The following is a 23,270-nucleotide window of genomic DNA, read 5'->3' as shown; positions in this document are numbered from 1 at the left end:
ACGATTTTTTAATAATTTTACATATTAAAGGAGGAAGAACTATGAATTTGATCCCTACAGTTATTGAACAAACCAATCGGGGTGAAAGAGCATATGATATTTATTCCCGTTTATTAAAAGACCGGATTATTATGCTTGGAAGTGCAATTGATGATAATGTTGCCAACTCCATTGTGGCACAATTATTATTCCTCGAAGCAGAAAATCCAGAAAAAGACATATCCATTTACATTAACAGCCCTGGTGGAAGCATCACAGCTGGAATGGCTATTTATGATACAATGCAATTCATTAAGCCTGATGTACAAACAATTTGTATCGGTATGGCTGCATCAATGGGTGCCTTCTTGCTTACTGCAGGTGCAAAAGGAAAACGCTATGCGTTACCAAACGCTGAAGTCATGATTCACCAGCCTCTTGGCGGCGCACAAGGTCAAGCAACTGAAATTGAAATTGCTGCAAAACGAATCCTCTTCCTTCGTGAAAAGTTGAATGGCATTTTAGCAGAACGCTCTGGCCAGCCAATTGAAGTGATCTCGAGAGATACAGACCGCGATAACTTCATGACTGCGGAAAAAGCAAAGGAATACGGTCTGATTGACCACATCATTACCAGAAATCCATTGATTGATAAAAAATAATAAGAAACATATTGATTTTAAAACCTAACACCCCTCGATGATTTCATCCGGGGGTGTTCTATTTTTTTGTTAAACCAGTTTAAACTATGGCTAGTTTGGGTTTAGGATCTAAAAAAAGGGTTTGACATGAATCAGTCAAACCCTTTTTTTTAGCTTTCTTTTTGAATAAACTCTGCAAGCGATGCAATCGCATTTTGTTCATCATCGCCGTCTGCAATAATGTTAATCTCAGTCCCAGAGCTAACTGCCAGGCTCATTAAACCCATGATACTCTTTGCATTTACCTTTTTCCCATCTTTTTCAAGAAAAATATCAGATGAAAATCGGTTTGCCTCCTGAACGAACAATGCAGCTGGACGGGCTTGAAGCCCTGTTTTTAATTTAACTTCTACTTGTTTTACTTGCATCACACATGCCTCCTCAAGCTTGTTTCTCTATTTTTTCGGAGCCATTTCACCGGCTCGCAATTTTTCAGCAATTTCATCAATTTTTCGTAAACGGTGGTTAATACCGGACTTGCTGATCGTCCCACCTGACACCATTTCGCCTAATTCCTTTAATGTAACATCTTGATAGGTGACACGCAACTCAGCAATTTCTCGTAATTTATCTGGCAATATATGGAGACCTACAATTCGATCAATAAAACGGATATTTTCGACTTGTCTTAAGGATGCCCCAATTGTTTTATTTAAATTTGCTGTTTCGCAATTGACAAGCCGATTAACGGAGTTTCTCATATCTCTAACAATACGGACATCCTCAAAGCGCAACAAGGCATTATGAGCTCCAATAATATTAAGAAACTCAGTAATCTTTTCAGCCTCTTTTAAATAGGTAATATAGCCTTTTTTACGCTCCAAGGTTTTACTGTTTAACCCAAACATATTCATTAATTCACATAAAGAATCATTATGATCCTTATAAAGCGATGCGACTTCTAAATGGTAAGAGGACGTTTCCGGATTATTTACGGATCCTCCTGCCAGAAAAGCACCCCTCAAATAAGAACGTTTACAGCATTTCTTTTTGATCAGTTCACTTGAAATGTCGTGGGTAAAGGTAAAGCCTTCACCTAGTATTTTTAAATCCTCAAGAATTACCTTGGCCTGCTCCGTTAAACGGACGATGTAGACGTTATTTTTTTTCAAGCGCATTTTTTTCCTGACCAGCAGATCCACCTGAACCTGATAATTCTTTTTAATTAATGTATAGATTCTTCTTGCAATCGCTGCGTTTTCAGTTTGAATATCAACAACCATTTTCCGGCTGGAAAAAGATAGTGAACCATTCATTCGAATGAGAGCAGAAAGCTCGGATTTGCTGCAACAAGACTTCAATTCTAGATTTGTTAATTCTTTTTTCGTTTCCGAAGCGAAAGACATCCCTTCACCACCTATCTGCACCAATCCGAACCGATATGGAATATTTGTATAGCTACTATTACGTTTTATATCTCCGTTTGGTTTCAGTTAAAAGCAAATTATATAAAATTTCCGCTACCTTTTTTGGGTCATGCCTTAATGCCCCTTTTTCAAGATTAGCAATATCGGCATGAACAACCTCCAAACCTAGCTCATAGAGAACCGGAAGATCATAATAAACTGGGTAGGCCAATTCCCGATTATAGCGAAGCTGAACATCCTTTGGAACTTCCTCATTATTAATAAGGATTGTATCGATGAAACGACAACCCAAATGATCATAAAGCGCCTTTACATGATCGCTAGCTGTAAACCCATATGTTTCTCCTGCCTGGGTCATTAGATTGCAAATATACACTTTTTTCGCATTTGAGCGGCAGACCGCTTGACCAAGAACCGGCACAAGCAGGTTTGGTAGAATACTTGTATACAAACTCCCTGGACCAATAATAATCATATCAGCTTGGTGGATCGCTTGAATGGTCTCTGGCAATGGGCGGATATCATGAGGTGTCAAAAAGACCTTGTTAATTCTTTTTCCAGAATAAGGGATTTTCGATTCACCCGAAATAATCGTTCCATCCTCCAGCTCCGCATTCAAAACAACACTTACATTTGCAGCTGGCAGAACTTTGCCGTGAACATTCAAAACCTTACTCATCTCTTGAATAGCATGGACAAAATCTCCTGTAATGGAGGTCATAGCCGCCAAAATCAGATTACCAAGCGAGTGTCCTGATAATTCATTAGAAGTTTTGAAGCGGTGCTGAAACATCTCCTCAATCAGCGGTTCAACATCCGATAAGGCAGCTAAAACATTTCGGATATCACCTGGGGGTGGAATATGCAACTCATCCCGCAGTCTCCCAGAGCTGCCCCCGTCATCCGCAACAGTCACGATCGCGGTAATATCAACAGGATACTGCTTTAAGCCCCTTAGGAGGACAGGTAACCCAGTTCCACCGCCAATTATGACGATTCTAGGCTGTCCGTGTTGTTTCATGTTGTCCTTTCCTTTCTCCTCTCGATATCACGATGCGAAATAATGGTCTTATAATCTTTTTCAAAAAAATGACCAATATATTCAGCAAGTGCCACGGAACGATGCTGTCCACCCGTACAACCAATAGCGATAACAAGCTGCGCTTTTCCTTCCCGCTTGTAATGCGGGAGCATAAAGCTCAGTAATTCTGTTACCTTTTCTAGAAATTTTTGCGTTTCACTCCATTTTAGCACATAGCCGTAAACCTCATCATCAAGACCGGTCTTTGGTCTCATATGTTCGATATAGTGAGGATTTGGCAGGAAACGCACATCAAAAACGAGGTCAGCATCAATCGGTATTCCATACTTAAAGCCAAACGACATGACATTGACAGTAAAAATCGGTTTGCTATTTTGATTAAATTCATTAATAATCTTTTCCCGAAGATCCTTTGGCTTCATTTGGGAGGTATTATAAATGATCTGTGCTCTTCCTTTTAGCTCTTCAAGCAGCTCCCTTTCCATCTGAATCCCTTCAAGCGGCAGCCCTGATGGGGCTAGCGGATGTGACCGCCTTGTCTCTTTGTACCGTCTGACGAGAGATGAATCATCAGCATCAAGGAATAAGATCTGTGGAGTCACCCAGGAGGTTTCAGCTAGGTCATCTAGTGCTTTGAAAAGATCGTCAAAAAACTCTCTGCCCCGCAAATCCATAACCAATGCTACTTTATTCATCCTATTCCCAGATTCCTTCATAAGTTCTAGAAATTTTGGCAGCAGTGTAGGCGGAAGGTTGTCAACGCAGAAGAAACCTAAATCTTCAAAGCTTTGGATGGCAACCGTTTTTCCCGCTCCAGACATTCCTGTAATTATGACCATTTGAGTATCATTTGTCGCACCGGTACTCATCGCAATTCCTCCCTCCTATGACCTAACTAGGATCTAACCTATAACCAATTAAAGCAAAGTCTTTTGTATACGTGAATGTACCATAGATAATTCCATTTCCATGAATCATATAATCAAGAATATGGTGATCACCTTCAGCCATCGGCAGCTCATTTATTTTCTCAACCGGCTGCCATTCTAGCTTTCCTTCGACACTCTGCTTATAGCTAATTCCATCTGAATCGTTAGCAAGAAAAGTAAACATCATCCATTCATTGATGACTTGATCGTTTTCTTTCATTATAAAAGTAAAAATCCCTTTTAATTGGGGGTTTTTTAAATATATTCCCGTTTCTTCGCGAAACTCACGAACACAGGAATCTCTAACCGATTCACCAGGCTCCATTTTTCCGCCTGGAGCAACCCACCAACCCCGCCGCGGCTTTTGGAGCAGCAGAGCTTGATCATCTCTTATCAATACACAATTGGTGACTCGCTGCATTATTTTCACCTCAATATCAAAAGCTCTATATTGAAAAACAGAAGCCCGGGCACAAGCATGGCTTGTTCCAGCAACGCTTCCATATGGAGCAGTTTTACAATAATATCTTTTTTGGAACAGCATTATTGATTCTATTCATTATACTATTTTTCATAAACCGTCACAATGAATACAAAGTTGATATTGTGTAAAATATTAGAAAAGCGGAAGCAACCGTCTAGCTCCCTTGTCCTTGGGCAAAAAAAAGAGCATAGGCCGATAACCTATGCTTGAAAGATTATATTAAAGGGGGTCAATTACTACTTTAATAATACCCTTCCATTATTTCACTACTGTTACAGTAAAATTAAATGAAGGTAACGTTATTAGAAAAGCGGAAGCGCCCGTTTAGCGCACGACAGGACTGGAGCACAACGACTGAGATAAGGCGAAACTTCAATCAGTGAGTGCTTTTCTCACTGATTGTTAGTTGAGCCAACCGGGTTTTTACGGGCAGTTGAGAATCTACTGCCCGTTAATACGCGGCAAAGGAAACACGAAGAGCGTAAGCGCATTCGATGTTTGACTTATCGTAGGGAGTTGCGTGAAGTCCAGTAGGCGCTGGGCGCTAGAGCTAGACAATAGATAATTCACATGTGCTTTACTGCTTAGCTTTTCAGCTTTAATTCTTCTTTAACTTCTTCAACAAAATGCTGGGCAGCTTGGGCAGCAATACTGCCATCTCCCGTTGCCGTTACTATTTGCCGCAATGTCTTTTCACGAATATCGCCGGCAGCAAAAATCCCCGGTACTTTGGTTTCCATCTGCTCATTTGTTTCGATATAGCCATGTTCATTGGTAATGCCCAAGCCTTCAAATGGTTTGGACAGCGGCAGCATCCCAACATAAATAAATGCCCCATCTGCTTTAAATTCCTGTTCAGAGCCATCCTTTGTTGAAACGAGTGTGAGGCTGCTAACTTTACCGTCAGTCCCATGAATTTCTTTTACCGTATGATTCCAGATAAAATCAACCTTTTCATTGGCAAAAGCACGATCTTGAATAATTTTTTGCGCACGAAGCTCGTCGCGGCGATGAACGATTGTTACTTTTGAGGCAAATCTCGTTAAATAGATCCCTTCCTCAACAGCAGAATCCCCGCCGCCAACAACAACTAGCTCTTTTCCTTTAAAAAAGGCGCCATCGCAAACTGCGCAGTAGGATACTCCGCGTCCACCAAGCTCTTTTTCACCTGGCACACCCAGCTTTTTATATTCAGCCCCTGCTGCAATAATGACAGAATAGGCTTTATATTGCTTGGTACCGGCAACAACCGTTTTTGTTTCACCGTTGTCTATGATTTCTTTAATATCACCGTATGCATATTCAGCACCGAATTTTTTAGCATGTTCAAACATTTTCGTTGATAAATCGGGACCTAAGATACTTTCATAGCCCGGATAATTTTCAACTTCCTCTGTGTTGGCCATTTGCCCGCCTGGTATTCCGCGTTCGATCATTAATGTAGATAAGTTTGCCCGTGAAGTATATACAGCAGCTGTCATCCCAGCAGGCCCGGCACCTGCAATAATTACATCATAAATTTTTTCCTCTGACATGTAATTCCCTCCCGACTAAAGAAAATGTTGCCACCTTTACTTATTCTATATTATTTTCTTAATACCCATATCCTATAAAACAATGAGCCCTTCGTCCACCCATTTGCTCAAAGAAAAGTCGACTTTACGACGTACACGAGTCGCTGGGTGCGGGCCGACTACAAGCGCCGCCGTCCTGGCGGCAACGTCGGCACTAGCACTTCCTGTGCGTCGAAGCTAGACAGTTTTCTTTGTTCAAAGTTTTATACTTTCTTCTTTTACTATTGGTTATTCTATATATTGATTAACTAATTTAACATACTTACCGACAGTGGCTGAAGATAATCCATAACGGTCGGCAACTTCCTGCTGGGAAACCTTTTCACTGCGCAGCTTGTTCCAGATATAATCCGTTGCTGCAGCCCAGGCTTTTTGATTTTTCAGAATGACCCCTTGCCCGGCCAACTCGTTAAAAATAGAAAACCATAACAAATACAAGCCGGCCTCAGTGGTGCCAATTGGTTTATAGTATCGATATAAGTGGTTAGCAATCTCATGTGCATCAGCAGCAGAAGAATGTTTCCCATCTTGTAAATAGTCAAAGTAACGTTGTTCTGGTGCAGTTAGCTTTTCAGCTTTTACAGACTCCAGCAATGCACCTTTCTTAGGTGAAAGGGATATAAGAAACAGCGCAAATAAGCGTTCCTCTGGATATTCACTTTCGAGCTTCAAAATAGCTGAACTTGATCGCTTTTCATAGCCATGTACCGGACTCTTTTCATCGTTCCACGGTTCATACCCTTCTTTTTCGCGATTCAGTTCAAGCACTTTTTTCCAAATGTTTCGGGCAAAGCTTTCATGCCCTGTGTAGTAAGCTGCATAGGAGAGCCAATAATAAAATGGTCCATCTCCATCAAAGCCATGTTTATATAGCTTTTTAAGCCAGCCGTAGGCTAGTTCATACTTACCAACCAACGCAAATGTTGCTCCCAATTTAAATTGGTGCTCCGTTAGCATCGGTTGAATTTTTTGAAGACCGCTCAGTATCTTCTTAACCTTATCCGATTCACGCTGATAATGCGCAAATACAAGCTGATTGCAAAGTGCATGGAGATTCCCTGGATTGCGGACTAAGACATCCTTTAAGATCTCCTCGGCTTTCTCCACTTCTCCTAAATAAAAGTGAGCGAGAGCCAGGTTATTATAAGCAGACCAATACTCAGGATACTCTTCGATCACATGCTCAAGAAGCTCAATTGCCTTTTGGAAATACCCAGACTCCAAAAAACCACGGGCCTGCTCCTGTTTCACGATGAGGTCGTCTTGTTCATAAAGCTCTTCCTCTAGATCATCTGACTCCATCGTCAGCAGTTCGAGCAAATCTTCAGTATCGTCTGCAAAATCACCGTCAGGATCAAGATCGATATACAGATTAGCATGTTGATAAGCATCCTTAAAAAATCCCAGATGGGCGTAGTTGTTAGCTAGTAAATAATGACATTCAGCCATCTCCTCATCTAATTCTTCAAGGATGATGTGTAAAAGCTGGTTCGATTCCTCATAGTCACCAATTTCTGTTAAAATAATCGCTAATTGGCAAGCAATCATTGGTTCACCCGGCTCAAGCTGAAATGCCCGTTGCAGATATTTTTTTGCTTTTGTATAATCACGGCGATGGTAAGCCTTTATGCCCTTTTTGAAATAATATTCTCCTGTAGGCAGGAAGGAAAGAACCTTTCCACTTTGAATTGTTGCCTTCGCATTTTTACCCATAAGTCCTCCATCTTTCCATTTAAACATAACTACAGTAGTATATCATAAGTACTAGCTTTGGGAGAAGGGATTTAGAAGAAATTGGAACCATTAAATTGCGATAAATCGTCCTTTTTTTACAAGTTTTTTAACTATTCGCCTATCTTTTTAAAAAAATTCGGTTTATTTTTACATAAAACATCTAAATGATCTAACTCTTCGAGTCTGGGTATTCTTTGTTTACAAAATAAATGAAAAAAAGCCAGCAATCTCGTCGCCGGCTTTTCACATCTTACTTATCTCTGCCTTCATGTCTTTCCTTAAGGGTTTTCAATACCTCTGTAAATGGCAGCTCCTGCTCCACTAAGAGAACCATCAAGTGATAGAGCAAATCTGCTGCTTCCCATTTTAATTCTTCATGACTGCGATTTTTAGCAGCAATAATGACTTCTGCTGACTCTTCGCCAACCTTTTTCAAAATCTTATCGACGCCCTCTTTAAACAAATAAGTGGTATAGGCACCCTCGGGACGTTCTTTTTCACGCTCAATGATGACTTGTTCAAGCTTTTTCAAGATTTCATATTCTTCCATTTTCACTAACCCCTTCCGTAAAACAACTAATTGTGCCTGTATGACAGGCAGGACCCTTCGGATTGACGAGCACCAGCACTGCATCGCGGTCACAGTCAAGCTTCATCTCGACAACCGTCTGCGTATTGCCGCTCGTTGCTCCTTTATGCCACAGTTCCTGGCGGGAGCGGCTCCAAAACCAAGTTTCGCGCGTTTCAAGTGTTTTTGCCAGCGACTCACGGTTCATATAGGCAAGCGTCAACACTTCTTTCGTTTCGGCGTCCTGGACAATCGCGGGGACAAGTCCCTTCTCATCAAATTTTACCTCAAGTGCATTCATCGTACAATCACTCCCTTTTCCTTCAGGAAGCTTTTGACCTCATGCACAGACGTTTCTTTATAATGAAAAATTGACGCAGCCAGAGCAGCATCTGCCTTGCCTTTTTCAAAGGCATCGACAAAATGCTCGGCATTCCCCGCGCCGCCAGAAGCGATCACCGGAATCGTAACTGCCTCGCTGACAGCCTTCGTTAATGACAGGTCAAAGCCGTTTTTCTCACCATCACTGTCCATGCTTGTCAGCAAGATTTCCCCAGCGCCAAGCGTTGCCGCTTCTTGTGCCCATTCGACCACTTTTCGCTCGGTCGGTGTTCGCCCGCCATGCGTGAACACTCGCCATGTTCCCCACTCTTCATCATACTTGGCATCAATCGCGACGACAATGCACTGCGAGCCAAAAAAGCTGGCCCCCTCTGTAATTAAGCCCGGATTCTGAACAGCTGCCGTATTTAAGGAAACCTTATCAGCACCGGCGCGGAGGATTTTTTTCATGTCCTCAAGGGCATTGATGCCGCCGCCAACCGTAAACGGAATTGCTAATTGGGAGGCTACTGCCTTGACAACTTCCACCATCGTCTTCCGTCCTTCAACTGAGGCAGAAATATCAAGAAACACTAGCTCATCTGCGCCTTCTTCATCATAAAACTTGGCTAGTTCAACCGGGTCGCCGGCATCGCGGAGCTGAACGAACTGAACTCCTTTGACAACCCGTCCCTCTTTGACATCAAGGCAGGGAATAATCCGTTTGGTCAGCATGATAAATTCACCTCTTTGAGCGCTTCCTCTAGCGTAAAGCGATTTTCATAGAGTGCTTTGCCGACGATAGCACCGCTGATTCCTTTTGCCGCAATCGCTTTTAAATCAGCAAGAGAGCTGACCCCTCCAGATGCAATCACATTTTTCCCTGTTGCTTCCGCCATTTCGCAAACAGCGGCAATATTCGGGCCGGAAAGCGTACCATCTGTGGCAATATCGGTAAAAATAAATGTCTCGGCACCAGCATCCGCAAAGCGTTTGCCAAGTTCTACAGCACGGACCTTAGAGGTATCCAGCCAGCCGTGTGTTGCCACAAATCCATTTTTTGCATCAATGCCGACTGCGATTTTTGCCCCGTATTTGTTAATCATTTCAATTGCAAATTCCGGATTGGAAACGGCAATGCTGCCAATAATCACGCGGTCAACGCCATTTTCCAAATAATGAAGAATATCAGCCTCGGTCCGAATCCCGCCGCCAATCTGTACATTAACGTTTAGCTCTTTTGCAGCTTGAATAACGAAGCGGTCATTGACGCGTTTACCGTCCTTGGCACCGTCTAAGTCAACCATATGGATCCATTGGGCGCCCACTGAAGCAAACTGACGGGCCATGTCAAACGGCGAATCGCCGTATACTGTTTCTTTGTTATAATCGCCTTGCAGCAAGCGGACGCAATTGCCGCCTCTCATATCAATTGCCGGATAAATCGTGAAACTCATTGACACGCCTTCCTTTCTTCAGCAAGCTTTAAAAAATTCGTTAACAGGGCCATTCCAAGCTTACTGCTTTTTTCCGGATGGAACTGCATCCCGTAAATGTTGCCGCGCCCGACTACTGCCGAAACCTCTTCGTGATAGCTCGCTTTTGCCACTAGGACATCGGAATCTTTGGCGTTAACAAAGTAGGAATGCACGAAATAAACGTAGTCCTCATCGAGACCCTCTAAAAGCGGTGACGGCTTGACAAATTGGAGCTTGTTCCAGCCCATATGCGGAACCTTATAGGTCTCACCATCGTTTGTTTTTCCAGGGAAACGGCGGACTGAACCAGGCAAAAGCTTGAGTCCTTCTGTAAAGCCGTTCTCATCACTGTCTTCAAACAAAAGCTGCATGCCTAGGCAGATGCCAAGCAGCGGTTTTCCTGTTTTGGCAAATTCCTTGACCATTTCACTGAGCCCTTCTTCATTTAAGCGCAGCATCGCATCACGAAACGAACCTACCCCTGGAAGAATCAATGCATCAGCGGCAAGCAGATCTTTTTTTTCACTTGAAAGAAAATATTCGGCGCCAAGACGTTCGAGCGCTTTACTGACACTGAACAAATTACCCATTCCATAATCAACAATGCCAATCATTTTATAACATTCCTTTCGTGGAAGGAACTCCCTTAATACGGGGATCGATCGTTGTCGCTTCATCCAAGGCCCGGCCAAGTGCTTTAAAAACAGCCTCAATCATATGGTGGGTGTTCTGACCGTAGTGAACAATTACATGAAGATTCATCCGTGCTTCAAGCGCAAGCTTCCATAAAAACTCATGCACAAGCTCGGTATCAAAGGTACCAACTCTTTGGGCAGGGAAGTCTGCGCGCATTTCGAAATGCGGGCGGTTGCTGAGGTCGACTACCACTTGTGCAAGAGTCTCATCCATTGGCACAAATGAGTTTCCATAACGTTTAATGCCCTTTTTATCACCTAAGGCTTCGCGGAGCACATGACCTAAACAAATAGCGATATCTTCAGTTGTATGATGGTCATCAACCTCCGTATCACCGTTTGCCTCGACAGTAAGGTTAAAAAGGCCATGCTTGGTGAATAAATCAAGCATATGAGTTAGAAATGGTACACCCGTGTTAAGATTGGCTTGTCCGTCCCCATCAATGTCCAATGCTAGTTTGATTTGTGTTTCATTTGTATTGCGTTCAATGCTTGCTGTTCTTTCCATGAGGTACCCCCTTGTGGTTATTTATTGAAAATTTTCCTCTTGTTGCTGGTTAATTTCACGTTGGCGCAATTATTCTGATTTTGGCGCAATTACCATCAATATTGGCGCAATTATTCAAAAGTCGGCGCAATAACTTGGTGAATTGGCGCAATTATTGAATTTAGCTCTTATTCCATATTATTTTCTTACTTTAAATTGGTAATTTTATTTATTCAACCTAGCCTCAACAGCCCTAGCATGTGCTTCAAGGCCTTCCATCCGGGCAAACTCAGCAATTTTTGCAGCGTTATCCTTCAACGCTTTTTCACTATATACAATTACGCTTGATTTCTTTTGAAAATCGTCGACATTTAATGGACTGGAAAAGCGAGCTGTCCCATTCGTCGGCAAAACATGGTTCGGTCCGGCAAAATAATCACCGACAGGCTCAGAGCTATAACGGCCAAGGAAGATGGCCCCTGCATGGTGAATCTTGCCGAGAATCTCCATCGCATTTTCAGTAACGACTTCAAGATGCTCTGGTGCCAGCTTATTGACTGTGTCAATTGCCTCATCTAAATTCGAAGTCACATAGATTGCACCGTAATCTTCAATCGAGCGGGTGGCAATTTCTTTTCGTGGCAAAACGGCCAACTGTTTTTCCACTTCAGCGGAAACTGCTTCAGCAAGCTTCATTGATGGCGTTACTAGAACGCTGCAGGCGCGGGGATCGTGTTCTGCTTGTGACAATAAATCCGCTGCAACCTCATCAGCATAGGCTGTATCATCTGCAAGGACAGCAATTTCACTTGGGCCAGCGATCATGTCGATATCCACATCACCAAACACTTCTTTTTTTGCAAGGGCCACAAAGATATTCCCTGGACCAGTTATTTTATCAACTGCCTCAATTGATTCCGTTCCGTAAGCGAGCGCTGCAATCGCCTGAGCGCCGCCGACCTTATAAATTTCCTTTACACCTGCTTCTTTAGCGGCAACAAGTACGGCAGGAGGTAATTTCCCAGTCTCCTTATCAGGCGGTGATACCATTACGATGCGCTTTACGCCGGCAACCGTTGCTGGAATCACGTTCATTAACACTGACGAAGGATAAGCAGCGGTCCCGCCAGGTACATAGACCCCAACGGAATCAAGCGGAGTTATTTTTTGGCCGAGAATGGTGCCGTTCTCTTCGGTTGTCATCCACGAAGGGCGCAGCTGTTTTTCATGAAAGGATCGGATATTTTCGGCTGCTTCCTTCACAATTTCGATAAACCCGCTGTCGACTAAGCCATACGCTTCCTCGATTTCGGCTTCCTCTACTGTAAAGGACTCCAAGCTGACATGGTCAAATTTCACCGTATACGCTTTTAGGGCAGTATCGCCATTTGCGCGGATATCAGCAATAATCTTTTGGACAACCTCAAGCTGATCTGCTGTTCCAGATTCGATCGAGCGCTTAATCGAAACAAGCTCATTTACCTGTAATATCTTCATTTTTAAAGACCTTCCTTTGTCACAACTTTACTTAACCGAGCAACAAGCTCACTAATTTGTTGATCGTGAATTCGATAGCTGACAGGATTCACAATCAGTCTTGACGTTATATCAACTATGCTTTCATATTCAACTAAGCCATTTTCCACCAGCGTCCGGCCGGTCGAAACAATATCAACAATTCGGTCGGATAAGCCAATCATTGGTGCCAGTTCAATCGAACCATTTAGTTTAATGATTTCAACCTGTTCGCCTTGCTCCCGGAAATAAGCAGCCGCAACCCTTGGGTACTTGGTTGCCACGCGCGGTGCAACATCGCTCATTTTTGTATCAGGCATTCCGGCTACTGCTAAATGGCAGTCACTGATATTCAGATCAAGGAGCTCGTAAACATCTCGTTCCTCTTCAAGCATAACGTCCTTTCCAGCAATACCTAAATCGGCAACACCGTGCTCGACATATGTCGGAACATCCATTGGCTTGGCAAGAATAAACCTGAGTCCCTCTTCCTCAACATCGATGATTAACTTCCGGTTTTCATCAAATTCAGGCGGCAGCTTGTAACCGGCTTTCCGCAATAATTCTGCTGCTTCTTCAAAAATCCGTCCCTTTGGCATGGCAATCGTTAACGTTTTATTCATGATGTGCAAGCTCCTTTCCTGCTTTCCCTAACAGAAAGGTGGTATCTTCAAATTGGTGGGTATAGGCATCGAGATTTTTCACACCATTAATATCCTGGAGCACGGCTCTTTTTCCGTCCTGATGCATTTTTTTCGCTAATTGAAAAGCTTCCCTGCGCCGCTCCTGACTAAAGAAAATACAATGAACTGGCAGCTTTTCTTCTGCTCCGCCTAATGCTTCAAGCAGGCGGTCAAGCCGAACCGCAAACCCGGTGGCACTTGCTTTTTTGCCAAACTTTTCAAGCAACCCGTAGCGGCCACCGTTTCCAATCGGAAAACCAACCCGTCCGGCATATACCTCAAACAAAATTCCCGTATAATAGCTCATATGGCTGACAAGCGTTAAATCAAACTTCACTTTTTCCTGCTCACCATAATCATTAATAACTTCCGCCAATTCTTTTAATTGTAAAATCGCTGCTTTGCCGCGTTCGTTTTCAACAAGATCGAGCGCCTTGCCGATCACTTCTTCGCCGCCCCTCAAACTTAAGAGACCAAGAAGTCTTTGCTTATCAATCGAAGACAATGCCAGGGAATTTACGTGTTCCCGGTAGCCGACGTAATTTTTTTCATATAAAAATCTTCTTAACATATTGGCACGGTCTTCATTTCCAAGGATTTGCAAAAATAATTCCTGAACAAAGGCGACATGGCCGATTGATAGTTGGAAATCCTCTAATCCAGTTTCCTTTAAAGCTGAAACCAGCAAAGAGATGGCTTCCCCATCACTTGACACCGTATCATCATTTATCAGTTCAATTCCGATTTGTTCAAACTCTGCAGGACGGCCTCCTTCACGCTGCTGGGCGCGAAATACATTGGCACTATAAGCGATTCTAAGCGGCAGGTCGTCGTTCAAAAGCTTTGATGCCGCGACCCGGGCGATTGGTGCCGTCATATCCGGTCTTAGCACAAGTGTATGGCCCTCACGGTCAAGTAATTTAAAGAGCTGCTGGTCAAGAATGGCCGAAGCTGCCCCAACTGTTTCATCATATTCTAGCGTAGGTGTTTCAATAAATGAGTATCCCCACTGTTTCATCACATCTTCCATTAACGAACGAATCCGATGCTTTTTTTCATATAACTCCGGAAGCGTATCCCTCATTCCAAGAGGTTTTTCAAACATAAACAAACGGCTCATATTCTTCATCCTTTTTTTCAAAAGTAAAAATCCTTTAGTTCGCTAATATGCTAATAAAGTAAAGTAATATATGTAGTTTACCTTTTTGTGTGATGATCGTCAATTGAAAAACTAAAAATTAAAAACAAATATGCAGGCGCCCGAAAAAAAATCGTCGACTAAAACCCGCCACTTCCAGCTTACACTTGTTGTGCCAGGTGAGCAAAAAAGCCCGGTCGTCTGCCAGGCTTCATTGTTGTTGGTATATTGGATCGTTTGCGCGCCGCTGTGTTAACTCTTCTTTCGTATAAATTATTCTCATCGGGTTCCCGCCAACGAAGGTTCCCGGCAGAACATCCTTATGGACAACGGTCCCGGCCGAAACAATCGCGCCATCTCCAATGGTCACACCAGGAAGGATTGTCGAATTAGCTCCAATCATTACTTCGCTGCCAATTTCAACAGCTCCCAGCCGGTATTCCTTAATAAGATATTCGTGGGCCAGAATGGTTGTATTGTAGCCGATGACCGTATTGGTGCCAACGCTTATTTTTTCAGGAAACATCACATCAAGCATGACCATTAAGGCGAACGAGGTTTGTTCGCCTACCTTCATGCGCAAAAAGGTACGGTACAGCCAACTTTTCATTCCCAGAAACGGTGTATAGCGGGCAAGTTCAATCACAATAAAATTTTTAACAACCTTCCAAAATGGCACGGTTTTGTATACATGCCATAAGGAATTGGCACCCTCTACCGGAAAGCGGGCCGTATTTCTCATTTTGTCACACTCCGACAATCTTTAATAAATCAGACATTTCATCTAGCATATAGTCCGGCTTAAATTGGGCAAGATAGTCTCGTCCTTTTGCCGTCCAGGCAACGCCGGCTGTTTTGGTCCCAGCATTTTTTCCAGCTAAGATATCGTGGAAGTTGTCACCAACCATGATGGCCTGCTCTTTGGTCGAGTCCAATTGATCCAATGCCTTAAAAATCGATTCGGGGTCAGGCTTGGCCTTGCTGACATGATCCAATGCTATAATCGTATCGAAATACGGATCAAGCTTGGTCAGCTTCAGACCTTTATTGATAGTATCCAAAATCTTAGTTGAAACAATAGCCAGCTTAAAACCCTTGTCTTTCAGGATCTCGATTGTCTGATTAACACCAATAAATTCCTTTACAAGGAAATCATGATTAGCATTATTATAGGTGCGATACTCACGGATCATTTCTTCCACGCGGTCAGGGGCAATTGAACCAAAGGTTTCATCAAGTGATGGTCCCATAAACGGGAGAACATCCTCGCGTTGATACTTGTTAGGATAGTATTTCCCAAGTGTATGCAAAAAAGAAGAAATAATTAGTTCGTTTGTATCAATTAATGTTCCGTCTAAATCAAATAAAATCGTATCAATATTTCTGTTCATAAAATGCTTCCTTTCTTCTCATGATGCCTGACCGCCTCCGGATGGTTCCGACGATTTACGGTTAAACTAACCTCGACCGCAAAACCTCTCCCTTCAGTGTGTTAAGCCTTGGTTGCTTTGATCCTGATAGCGTACATCTGATAAACCTGATTTTCTTCTATATAGCAGAATACCAACAGCAGCGACCACGAGCACAATTGAGATCATTTGGGCCATGCGAAGATGCGAGGTCAGCATCAAGCTGTCAGTCCTCATCCCTTCAATGAAGAAGCGGCCGATCGAATACCAGATTAAATACGATAAAAATAATTCCCCGCGCCTTAGATTTACCCTGCGAAAAAGGACGAGCAGAATAAAGCCAACAAAATCCCAAACAGATTCATATAAAAAGGTGGGATGATAGTAAATGCCATTAATATACATTTGATTAATAATAAAGTCCGGCAAATGAAGGTTTTCAAGGAAGGTGCGGCTCACTGGACCGCCATGTGCCTCCTGATTCATGAAATTACCCCAGCGGCCGATTGCTTGGCCAAGAATAAGGCTGGGAGCAGCGATGTCGACTATTTTCCAAAAAGAGATCCCTCTTGATCTCGCAAAAAAGATAACCGTAAGAATGGATCCAATAAGTGCTCCGTGAATCGCAATGCCGCCATGCCAAATTTGGATAATTTCACTTGGATGCTGAGCATAATAGCCCCATTCAAACAGAACATAATAAATACGGGCGGAAATAATCGCAATCGGGATTGCCCAAATCATTAAGTCTGCAAACGTCTCCTTTGGAAGTCCACGTTTATTTCCTTCACGGATGGCCAAATACAAAGCAAGCGCCAAACCAGAGCCAATAATAATGCCATACCAATGCACTTGAATCGGACCAAGTGAAAAAGCGATCGGATTAAGCGGCTGAATCGTTTCGTTCATGAATAATTGTCCCTCCTTGGATTTTTAAAGATAAGTAAATATAATAGTTTAACTTTGAGAACTGTCCAGCTACAACGCCCAGCAACTAGTGTACTTCGCCCACCTCCCTACATAAGTCAGCATCGAATCGCTATCGTGCTTCGTGTTTCCTTTATCTCAGTCGGTGTGCTCCAGTCCTGTCGTGCGCTAAACGGGCGCTTCCGCTTTCCTTAAAAGTCCTCATGCTCGCCATCTTCTATAACGTCAGAAAGACGGTCAGTAAATTGCTGGGCTGCGTTGACACCCATTCTTTTTAAGCGGAAGTTCATTGCTGCTACCTCAATAATAATTGCAAGGTTACGACCTGGCCTGACCGGAATGGTCAGCTTTTGAACCTCCGTATCAATGATTTTCATTTTCTCTTCGTCCAACCCTAAGCGATCATACTGCCGCTTTGGATCCCATATTTCCAAAAATACAACAAGCGAAATTTTTTTATGACTGCGAACGGCTCCTGCACCAAACAATGTCATTACGTTAATAATCCCTAAGCCGCGGATTTCGAGTAAATGCTCAATTAGGTCAGGCGATGTGCCTACTAATGTATCCTGATCCTCCTGACGAATTTCAACACAGTCATCCGCTACAAGGCGGTGGCCGCGTTTGACCAATTCTAGTGCAGTTTCACTTTTACCGACACCGCTTTGGCCGGTGATTAGTACACCCACCCCGTAGATATCAACGAGAACACCATGGACAGCTGTGGTTGGGGCAAGTTTACTTTCCAAAAAGTTCGTTAATCGGCTCGAAAAACGAGTCGTTTTCATTGTGACCCTTAAAACCGGTACAGATTCACGTTCAGACGCTTCTAGCAATTCAGGAGGAACATCAAGACCCCTTGTCACAATAATGGCCGGTGTAATATCGGTACACAGCTGCTCCATTCTTGATTCTCGCTCACTTGCAGGCAGCTTCTCAAAAAAGGATAGTTCAGTTTTTCCTAATAATTGAATCCTTTCAGCAGGATAATAATCAAAATAACCGGCCATCTCAATTCCTGGACGGGAAATATCACTCATGGTAATAGGACGATTAATTCCCTCTTCCCCACTAAGCAATTCAAGTTGAAATTTTTCTAGTATATCTTTTGTTCGCACTTTAGGCAAACGTAGCCCCCCCTTTTAACTTTCCAACTATCATTTGTTGTCGTAAAGGTAACTTTATTGTATAAATTTCAAAATTGTATCTTCAACTTCCTCTTATTTTAACATTTTTTATAAAAGAACCAAATTATTCGATTAATGAAAAATAAAAGCGGAAGCACCTGAAATTCCGGAAGGTAAAAGCAGCCGGGTTTGATGCGTTCATCTCTTTTGAACCAAAAAAAATAGCGCACTATTTTGCGCTATTTTTATTTCGATCTTTTTTCATAAAAAAGGGTCTTTTGGATGATAAGATTGACAATTGACATGATCACCGCTGCGAGAAACGCCATCCCAAAACCAGATATTTCAAAGTCAGTTCCCATTAATAAATCGGTGAGCTCAAGCGTAATCGCATTTATAACAAACAGAAAAAGTCCGAGGGTAAGGACGGTGGCAGGCAACGTTAACAGGATCAAGAGCGGGCGTACAAGAACATTTAGGATCGATAACAGAAAGCTCGCCGCTAGCGCTGCTTTAAAGCTGGATATTTGAAAACTGTCATTAAAGTATCCGGCGAGTGCCATAAACAAGACCGCATTAATAAGAATTCCTAGCAGCCACTTCATCGCGTAGGGTTTCCTTGATCATTCGGCATAACAAACATTAGCAATATATACAATAATGACATTGGTAAAAGCGCAGTGACCAAAACCAATAAGACAAAGATAATACGCAGCCATTTTGCTTCCATGCCCATTTGTTCCGCAATGCCCCCCAGGATACCTGCAAATATTCGATTTGTTCCCGATCGCACCCACGTTTTCAAAACAAATAACCTCCTACCTAACTCCTACTTAAAAGGTATAACCTTATCCGTCTTCTGAACGGAAATCGAACCTGTCTTTGTTTCCCCGATCACTGTCAATGCCGAGGCAGTTTTGTTGACCGATTGGAAGCGAAGCAGCTTCTGAATGACGTCATTTTTTTCCTCAGTAATGTGAATTCCATTAAGAAGAATGTTAAAGCCACCTAAATTCGACTTTACCTCGCCACTAACAGAACTCCCCTCAGGAACATAAATATCAATGCTGCCGGATGTAGCCCTAGCTGTAATCGATTTGCAGCGAGACCCGTTTAGATTGGTTGTCAAATTTCCATTAAAGCTTTGCGTTTCGACACTTCGGAAATCACCATCCAATTTAACAGCGCCGTTAATCGTTTCCGCCTCTAGGTCATCAACTTCACTATGCCAAATTTTAATATGCCCGTTTGCGGTTTCAGCTTCCAATTTCCTTCCGGTTACTTCCGATAAATCAATTTTTCCATTGGCAGTTTTCACCCGAAAACTCCCTACCTCGAGTTTATCTCCCTGAATGGAGCCATTAAAGATCCGGACACGGGCTCTTTCATATTGCACCTGAGGAATGTAGGCAACAGCCTCCACCTTCATCCACTTTTGCTGGGTTGTAAAACGCAGCTTTTGCCCCTCAATTACAAAAATAATATCCTTCAAAAAGTTTTGCCGGGCCTGTTCCTGGTTTTCAACTCGGTAAACCTTTGCATGGCATTCAATCCGGACATCGTTTTGGCTCCACGGGACCAATCTAAGTGAACCATTCGCCAGATCAAAATCCATTTCCTTCAATAAAACATCACCTTGGTGAAAAATATGTGAAATTTCTACGGATTGGCCAAAATTTAAATCCAGATCAAAATCCTTAATTTTTTTTAACGTTGAATCCACAAATTCAAAAATCTTTTCCTTTGTCGATTGAAACTTTTGATGCACAGTATCCTCTCTTTTGGCTTCATCGAACTTGACAGCCGTAGACAGTTCATTAACAATTTCTTCTTGCTTTTGCTCAGCCGTTTGCGTTGCTCTTTCCAATTCTTCAAGCAAATCGAACGCTTCTTCAGCGGACACTTTGCCTTCCTCGACCATTTTTAAAATCCGCTTTTTGTCTTCATTCATAAAAAACCCTCCTCAAACAGTTTGTTTTTATGAAAAAAATTTACAGCGTACCCTTGAGCCCTCATTTTTCTTTTAAGACATTCACACCATTAACTATATTCCAAAATAAGACAGTAATGCTATTGACGATCATGCATTAGCACTAGATATATTATTTACGGATTGGCGTAGTTGAAGGTTTCACTTTTATCATACTAGACTTAAAAGTTTATTACCGAAGCACGCGCATCATTCCTTTTCAGCAAAAAAACAAGGCGGAGCTAGATTCCGCCTTGTTTTAACTCTTAACCATCGTTTCTTGATCTTCTATTTGTTTTTTCATTCGTAACCGGTCCCGTTCGAGAATAGGCTTTAAATATTTCCCCGTGTACGATTCCGGAACCGTTGATACCTGCTCCGGAGTACCTGTAGCAACAATTGTCCCACCTTTATCTCCGCCTTCAGGTCCAAGGTCAATCAGATAATCAGCTGTTTTGATAACATCCAAATTATGTTCGATCACCAGCACGGTATCACCATTTTCGACGAGCCGCTGGAGCACATCAAGCAGCCGTGAAATATCGTCGACATGCAGCCCTGTAGTCGGTTCATCCAAAATATAAAACGATTTGCCCGTTGAACGGCGGTGCAGCTCGGAGGCAAGCTTCACGCGCTGTGCTTCACCACCAGAAAGTGTCGTTGCCGGCTGGCCCATCTTAACATAGCCAAGACCTACATCAACAATCGTTTGCAGCTTGCGGCTGATTTTCGGATGATTTTCGAAAAACTGCCACGCGTCCTCGACCGTCATCTCAAGAATATCGGCAATGTTTTTTCCTTTGTACTTCACTTCAAGGGTTTCGCGGTTATATCGTTTGCCGTGGCACACCTCACATGGCACATACACATCCGGCAAAAAGTGCATTTCAATCTTGAGAATTCCGTCGCCGCGGCAGGCTTCACAGCGTCCACCCTTGACATTGAAGCTAAAACGGCCTTTTTTATAACCGCGCACCTTTGCTTCATTCGTGGATGCAAACACATCGCGGATATCATCAAACACGCCGGTATAAGTAGCCGGGTTAGAGCGTGGCGTCCGGCCGATTGGTGATTGGTCGATATCAATGACCTTTTCCAATTGCTCGATCCCCTTTATGCTCTTATGCTCACCAGGCTTTGTTTTGGCACGGTTAAGCTTTTGTGCCAGGGATTTATGAAGAATCTCATTTATCAAGCTGCTTTTTCCCGAACCGGAAACACCGGTCACTGCGATAAACAAGCCTAACGGGAACTTAACATTGACATTTTTTAAATTGTTCTCCGCTGCTCCTTTAATTTCAATATACCGTCCATCCGGTTTTCTCCGTTCAAGCGGAAGCGGGATAAACTTTTTACCGGAAAGGTACTGACCGGTTAAGGAGTTAGGATCAGCCATAACCTCTGCAGGTGTACCAGCAGAGACAATTTCTCCGCCATGGACACCGGCTCCCGGCCCGACATCAATTAAATAGTCGGCGGCCATCATCGTGTCTTCATCGTGCTCAACCACAATCAAGGTGTTGCCGATATCGCGCATGCTTTGTAATGTCTCGATCAGACGGTCATTATCACGCTGGTGCAGCCCAATTGACGGTTCATCCAAAATGTACAGCACACCTGTCAAACGTGAGCCGATTTGGGTTGCGAGCCGGATCCGCTGTGCTTCCCCGCCAGATAATGTTCCGGCAGCACGACCTAATGTCAAATAATCAAGACCAACGTTGATCAAAAAGCCAAGCCGTTCCTTGATTTCACGGAAAATTAACCGCGCGATTTGCATCTCTTTTTCGGAAAGCTGCAGGCCTTCAAAAAAATGATAAGCCTCCGTAATGGGCAGCTCGGTTATCTGGGTAATATGCTGACCGGCAATTAACACAGCCAAACTTTCCTTTTTCAGTCGGTTTCCTTTACAGGTCGGGCATGGCTGCTGCGCCATATATTTTTCCATCTGCTCGCGGATAAAGTCAGAGCTTGTATCCCGGTAGCGGCGCTCAACATTCTTTAGAACGCCTTCAAATTCAATATAACCCTCGTGCAATTGCCCAAAATCGCTTTGATATTTGAAATAAATCTTTTCACCGTCAGAACCGTATAATACTTTATCAAGTAAATGCTTCGGAATATCCTTAACAGGAATATCCATATCAATTCCATAATGATCGCAAACCGCTTTAAGCAACTGCGGATAGTATTGCGAGCTTGTCGGCTCCCATGGTGCAATTGCATGCTGCTTTAAGTTCAAATCCATGTTTGGAATAACAAGATCCAAATCCACCTCAAGCTTCGCGCCCAGCCCGTCACATTCCGGACAGGCACCAAACGGACTGTTAAACGAAAACATCCGCGGCTCAAGCTCGCCAATTGAAAAACCGCAGTGCGGACAGGCATGGTGTTCGCTAAAAAGCAGTTCTTCCTCCCCGATCACATCGACAATTACCTTGCCTTCACCAAGTTTTAAGGCAGTTTCAAGTGAATCAGCTACCCTTGAGGCAACGCCCTCTTTGACGACAATCCTGTCGATGACCACTTCAATGGAGTGCTTCTTGTTTTTTTCAAGTTCGATTTCATCACCAAGATCAGCCATTTCACCATCAATGCGCACCCGGACAAATCCCTGCTTTTTAATGTCCTCAAGTGTTTTCACATGCATTCCCTTCCGGCCCGATACCACCGGAGCTAAAATTTGCATCTTTGTACGTTCCGGATACTCTAAAATCCGATCAACCATTTGCTCAATTGTTTGCGATGTAATTTCAATATGGTGAATTGGACAGGTTGGCCGGCCTACCCTGGCATATAATAATCGCAGATAATCATAGATTTCTGTCACTGTTCCAACCGTTGACCGCGGGTTGTTGCTCGTTGTTCTTTGGTCAATTGAGATAGCCGGTGACAAACCTTCAATCATATCGACATCCGGCTTATCCATTTGTCCTAAAAATTGGCGGGCGTAAGCAGACAACGACTCAACGTAGCGCCTCTGCCCCTCCGCATAAATCGTATCAAAAGCAAGCGAAGACTTTCCTGACCCGGAAAGTCCCGTCAACACAACCAGCTTATCGCGCGGAATGGTGACATCGATATTTTTTAAATTGTTTACTCTGGCGCCTTTTACAATCAGTTTATCCATCGCCATGTTACCG

At 43.2% G+C, this 23,270-nt stretch carries 23 protein-coding genes and 1 pseudogene; 1 reads left to right on the top strand and 23 read right to left on the bottom strand.

All coding sequences use genetic code 11. The features are described from left to right. Nucleotides 1–41: 41 nt before the first annotated feature. A complete protein-coding gene (gene clpP / locus JN080_RS05795) occupies nucleotides 42–641 on the top strand; it encodes an ATP-dependent Clp endopeptidase proteolytic subunit ClpP (protein WP_256234973.1) in 600 nt (199 codons plus the stop codon). 149 nt (nucleotides 642–790) lie between these two features. Here clpP and JN080_RS05790 read toward each other — a convergent pair whose 3' ends face one another. From JN080_RS05790 to uvrA, 23 genes and pseudogenes are all read right to left on the bottom strand, one after another. After that, a complete protein-coding gene (locus tag JN080_RS05790) occupies nucleotides 791–1,048 on the bottom strand; it encodes an HPr family phosphocarrier protein (RefSeq protein WP_256234972.1) in 258 nt (85 codons plus the stop codon). 27 nt (nucleotides 1,049–1,075) lie between these two features. Continuing rightward, nucleotides 1,076–2,026, bottom strand: coding sequence for a DNA-binding protein WhiA (gene whiA, locus JN080_RS05785; protein ID WP_256234971.1), 951 nt, complete (start codon nucleotides 2,024–2,026; stop codon nucleotides 1,076–1,078). Between the two features lie 58 nt (nucleotides 2,027–2,084). Beyond that, nucleotides 2,085–3,068 carry a gluconeogenesis factor YvcK family protein gene (locus JN080_RS05780; protein WP_256234970.1) on the bottom strand — a complete coding sequence of 328 codons (984 nt, stop codon included), beginning with the start codon at nucleotides 3,066–3,068 and terminating at the stop codon, nucleotides 2,085–2,087. Further along, nucleotides 3,065–3,958, bottom strand: a complete 894-nt coding sequence (gene rapZ, locus JN080_RS05775) for an RNase adapter RapZ (protein WP_256234969.1) — start codon at nucleotides 3,956–3,958, stop codon at nucleotides 3,065–3,067. Before rapZ ends, JN080_RS05780 begins: the two co-directional genes overlap by 4 nt. Nucleotides 3,959–3,980: 22 nt before the next feature. Then, complete coding sequence (locus JN080_RS05770; protein ID WP_256234993.1) at nucleotides 3,981–4,439, bottom strand: NUDIX hydrolase; 459 nt, start codon at nucleotides 4,437–4,439, stop codon at nucleotides 3,981–3,983. Between the two features lie 647 nt (nucleotides 4,440–5,086). Further along, on the bottom strand, nucleotides 5,087–6,037 hold the full coding sequence (gene trxB, locus JN080_RS05765; protein ID WP_256234968.1) for a thioredoxin-disulfide reductase: 951 nt from the start codon (nucleotides 6,035–6,037) through the stop codon (nucleotides 5,087–5,089). A 267-nt stretch (nucleotides 6,038–6,304) separates the two neighbouring features. Next, nucleotides 6,305–7,789, bottom strand: a complete 1,485-nt coding sequence (locus JN080_RS05760) for a tetratricopeptide repeat protein (RefSeq protein ID WP_256234967.1) — start codon at nucleotides 7,787–7,789, stop codon at nucleotides 6,305–6,307. A 271-nt stretch (nucleotides 7,790–8,060) separates the two neighbouring features. After that, a pseudogene (gene hisIE / locus JN080_RS05755) lies at nucleotides 8,061–8,679 on the bottom strand (bifunctional phosphoribosyl-AMP cyclohydrolase/phosphoribosyl-ATP diphosphatase HisIE). Continuing rightward, nucleotides 8,676–9,434: an imidazole glycerol phosphate synthase subunit HisF gene (hisF, locus tag JN080_RS05750; protein WP_256234966.1), complete on the bottom strand. Its 759-nt coding sequence runs from the start codon at nucleotides 9,432–9,434 to the stop codon at nucleotides 8,676–8,678. The pseudogene hisIE and the gene hisF overlap by 4 nt, the downstream one beginning before the upstream one ends. Next, the gene (gene hisA, locus JN080_RS05745) at nucleotides 9,428–10,156 is read right to left on the bottom strand and encodes a 1-(5-phosphoribosyl)-5-[(5-phosphoribosylamino)methylideneamino]imidazole-4-carboxamide isomerase (RefSeq protein ID WP_256234965.1); all 729 of its coding nucleotides are present in this window, start codon (nucleotides 10,154–10,156) and stop codon (nucleotides 9,428–9,430) included. The genes hisF and hisA overlap by 7 nt, the downstream gene beginning before the upstream one ends. Further along, nucleotides 10,153–10,791 (bottom strand): imidazole glycerol phosphate synthase subunit HisH, encoded by a 639-nt coding sequence (gene hisH / locus JN080_RS05740; protein ID WP_256234964.1) that lies wholly within the window; start codon nucleotides 10,789–10,791, stop codon nucleotides 10,153–10,155. Before hisH ends, hisA begins: the two co-directional genes overlap by 4 nt. Nucleotide 10,792: 1 nt before the next feature. Continuing rightward, nucleotides 10,793–11,380 carry an imidazoleglycerol-phosphate dehydratase HisB gene (gene hisB, locus JN080_RS05735; protein WP_256234963.1) on the bottom strand — a complete coding sequence of 196 codons (588 nt, stop codon included), beginning with the start codon at nucleotides 11,378–11,380 and terminating at the stop codon, nucleotides 10,793–10,795. A gap of 204 nt (nucleotides 11,381–11,584) precedes the next feature. After that, nucleotides 11,585–12,856, bottom strand: coding sequence for a histidinol dehydrogenase (gene hisD / locus JN080_RS05730; protein WP_256234962.1), 1,272 nt, complete (start codon nucleotides 12,854–12,856; stop codon nucleotides 11,585–11,587). Between the two features lie 2 nt (nucleotides 12,857–12,858). Continuing rightward, nucleotides 12,859–13,497 (bottom strand): ATP phosphoribosyltransferase, encoded by a 639-nt coding sequence (gene hisG / locus JN080_RS05725; protein WP_256234961.1) that lies wholly within the window; start codon nucleotides 13,495–13,497, stop codon nucleotides 12,859–12,861. Then, entirely contained in the window at nucleotides 13,490–14,677 is a 1,188-nt protein-coding gene (locus tag JN080_RS05720) for an ATP phosphoribosyltransferase regulatory subunit (RefSeq protein WP_256234960.1), read from the bottom strand. Before JN080_RS05720 ends, hisG begins: the two co-directional genes overlap by 8 nt. Nucleotides 14,678–14,906: 229 nt before the next feature. Further along, nucleotides 14,907–15,437 carry an acyltransferase gene (locus JN080_RS05715; protein WP_256234959.1) on the bottom strand — a complete coding sequence of 177 codons (531 nt, stop codon included), beginning with the start codon at nucleotides 15,435–15,437 and terminating at the stop codon, nucleotides 14,907–14,909. 4 nt (nucleotides 15,438–15,441) lie between these two features. Further along, nucleotides 15,442–16,086, bottom strand: a complete 645-nt coding sequence (gene ppaX, locus JN080_RS05710; RefSeq protein WP_256234958.1) for a pyrophosphatase PpaX — start codon at nucleotides 16,084–16,086, stop codon at nucleotides 15,442–15,444. Between the two features lie 93 nt (nucleotides 16,087–16,179). After that, complete coding sequence (lgt, locus tag JN080_RS05705; protein ID WP_256234957.1) at nucleotides 16,180–17,013, bottom strand: prolipoprotein diacylglyceryl transferase; 834 nt, start codon at nucleotides 17,011–17,013, stop codon at nucleotides 16,180–16,182. A 209-nt stretch (nucleotides 17,014–17,222) separates the two neighbouring features. After that, a complete protein-coding gene (hprK, locus tag JN080_RS05700) occupies nucleotides 17,223–18,158 on the bottom strand; it encodes an HPr(Ser) kinase/phosphatase (protein ID WP_256234956.1) in 936 nt (311 codons plus the stop codon). Between the two features lie 245 nt (nucleotides 18,159–18,403). After that, the gene (locus JN080_RS05695) at nucleotides 18,404–18,763 is read right to left on the bottom strand and encodes a phage holin family protein (RefSeq protein WP_256234955.1); all 360 of its coding nucleotides are present in this window, start codon (nucleotides 18,761–18,763) and stop codon (nucleotides 18,404–18,406) included. Continuing rightward, nucleotides 18,760–18,963: a PspC domain-containing protein gene (locus tag JN080_RS05690; protein ID WP_256234954.1), complete on the bottom strand. Its 204-nt coding sequence runs from the start codon at nucleotides 18,961–18,963 to the stop codon at nucleotides 18,760–18,762. Before JN080_RS05690 ends, JN080_RS05695 begins: the two co-directional genes overlap by 4 nt. A 24-nt stretch (nucleotides 18,964–18,987) precedes the next feature. After that, nucleotides 18,988–20,109, bottom strand: a complete 1,122-nt coding sequence (locus JN080_RS05685; protein ID WP_256234953.1) for a DUF4097 family beta strand repeat-containing protein — start codon at nucleotides 20,107–20,109, stop codon at nucleotides 18,988–18,990. 277 nt (nucleotides 20,110–20,386) lie between these two features. Beyond that, a complete protein-coding gene (uvrA, locus tag JN080_RS05680; protein ID WP_256234952.1) occupies nucleotides 20,387–23,263 on the bottom strand; it encodes an excinuclease ABC subunit UvrA in 2,877 nt (958 codons plus the stop codon). Nucleotides 23,264–23,270 lie beyond the last annotated feature (7 nt).

It is taken from the genome of Bacillus sp. EB600 (assembly GCF_024494385.1).
GTDB lineage: Bacteria > Bacillota > Bacilli > Bacillales > Cytobacillaceae > JAEVLT01.
This window is presented reverse-complemented; position numbering and strand designations above follow the sequence as displayed.

What these genes read in the sequence shown, in the direction of transcription:
- clpP (WP_256234973.1), top strand. Translation starts at nt 42, where the DNA reads ATGAATTTGATCCCTACAGTTATTGAACAAACCAATCGGGGTGAAAGA.
- JN080_RS05790 (WP_256234972.1), bottom strand. Translation starts at nt 1,048, where the DNA reads ATGCAAGTAAAACAAGTAGAAGTTAAATTAAAAACAGGGCTTCAAGCC.
- whiA (WP_256234971.1), bottom strand. Translation starts at nt 2,026, where the DNA reads ATGTCTTTCGCTTCGGAAACGAAAAAAGAATTAACAAATCTAGAATTG.
- JN080_RS05780 (WP_256234970.1), bottom strand. Translation starts at nt 3,068, where the DNA reads ATGAAACAACACGGACAGCCTAGAATCGTCATAATTGGCGGTGGAACT.
- rapZ (WP_256234969.1), bottom strand. Translation starts at nt 3,958, where the DNA reads ATGAGTACCGGTGCGACAAATGATACTCAAATGGTCATAATTACAGGA.
- JN080_RS05770 (WP_256234993.1), bottom strand. Translation starts at nt 4,439, where the DNA reads ATGCAGCGAGTCACCAATTGTGTATTGATAAGAGATGATCAAGCTCTG.
- trxB (WP_256234968.1), bottom strand. Translation starts at nt 6,037, where the DNA reads ATGTCAGAGGAAAAAATTTATGATGTAATTATTGCAGGTGCCGGGCCT.
- JN080_RS05760 (WP_256234967.1), bottom strand. Translation starts at nt 7,789, where the DNA reads ATGGGTAAAAATGCGAAGGCAACAATTCAAAGTGGAAAGGTTCTTTCC.
- hisF (WP_256234966.1), bottom strand. Translation starts at nt 9,434, where the DNA reads ATGCTGACCAAACGGATTATTCCCTGCCTTGATGTCAAAGAGGGACGG.
- hisA (WP_256234965.1), bottom strand. Translation starts at nt 10,156, where the DNA reads ATGAGTTTCACGATTTATCCGGCAATTGATATGAGAGGCGGCAATTGC.
- hisH (WP_256234964.1), bottom strand. Translation starts at nt 10,791, where the DNA reads ATGATTGGCATTGTTGATTATGGAATGGGTAATTTGTTCAGTGTCAGT.
- hisB (WP_256234963.1), bottom strand. Translation starts at nt 11,380, where the DNA reads ATGGAAAGAACAGCAAGCATTGAACGCAATACAAATGAAACACAAATC.
- hisD (WP_256234962.1), bottom strand. Translation starts at nt 12,856, where the DNA reads ATGAAGATATTACAGGTAAATGAGCTTGTTTCGATTAAGCGCTCGATC.
- hisG (WP_256234961.1), bottom strand. Translation starts at nt 13,497, where the DNA reads ATGAATAAAACGTTAACGATTGCCATGCCAAAGGGACGGATTTTTGAA.
- JN080_RS05720 (WP_256234960.1), bottom strand. Translation starts at nt 14,677, where the DNA reads ATGAGCCGTTTGTTTATGTTTGAAAAACCTCTTGGAATGAGGGATACG.
- JN080_RS05715 (WP_256234959.1), bottom strand. Translation starts at nt 15,437, where the DNA reads ATGAGAAATACGGCCCGCTTTCCGGTAGAGGGTGCCAATTCCTTATGG.
- ppaX (WP_256234958.1), bottom strand. Translation starts at nt 16,086, where the DNA reads ATGAACAGAAATATTGATACGATTTTATTTGATTTAGACGGAACATTA.
- lgt (WP_256234957.1), bottom strand. Translation starts at nt 17,013, where the DNA reads ATGAACGAAACGATTCAGCCGCTTAATCCGATCGCTTTTTCACTTGGT.
- JN080_RS05695 (WP_256234955.1), bottom strand. Translation starts at nt 18,763, where the DNA reads ATGAAGTGGCTGCTAGGAATTCTTATTAATGCGGTCTTGTTTATGGCA.
- JN080_RS05685 (WP_256234953.1), bottom strand. Translation starts at nt 20,109, where the DNA reads ATGAATGAAGACAAAAAGCGGATTTTAAAAATGGTCGAGGAAGGCAAA.
- uvrA (WP_256234952.1), bottom strand. Translation starts at nt 23,263, where the DNA reads ATGGCGATGGATAAACTGATTGTAAAAGGCGCCAGAGTAAACAATTTA.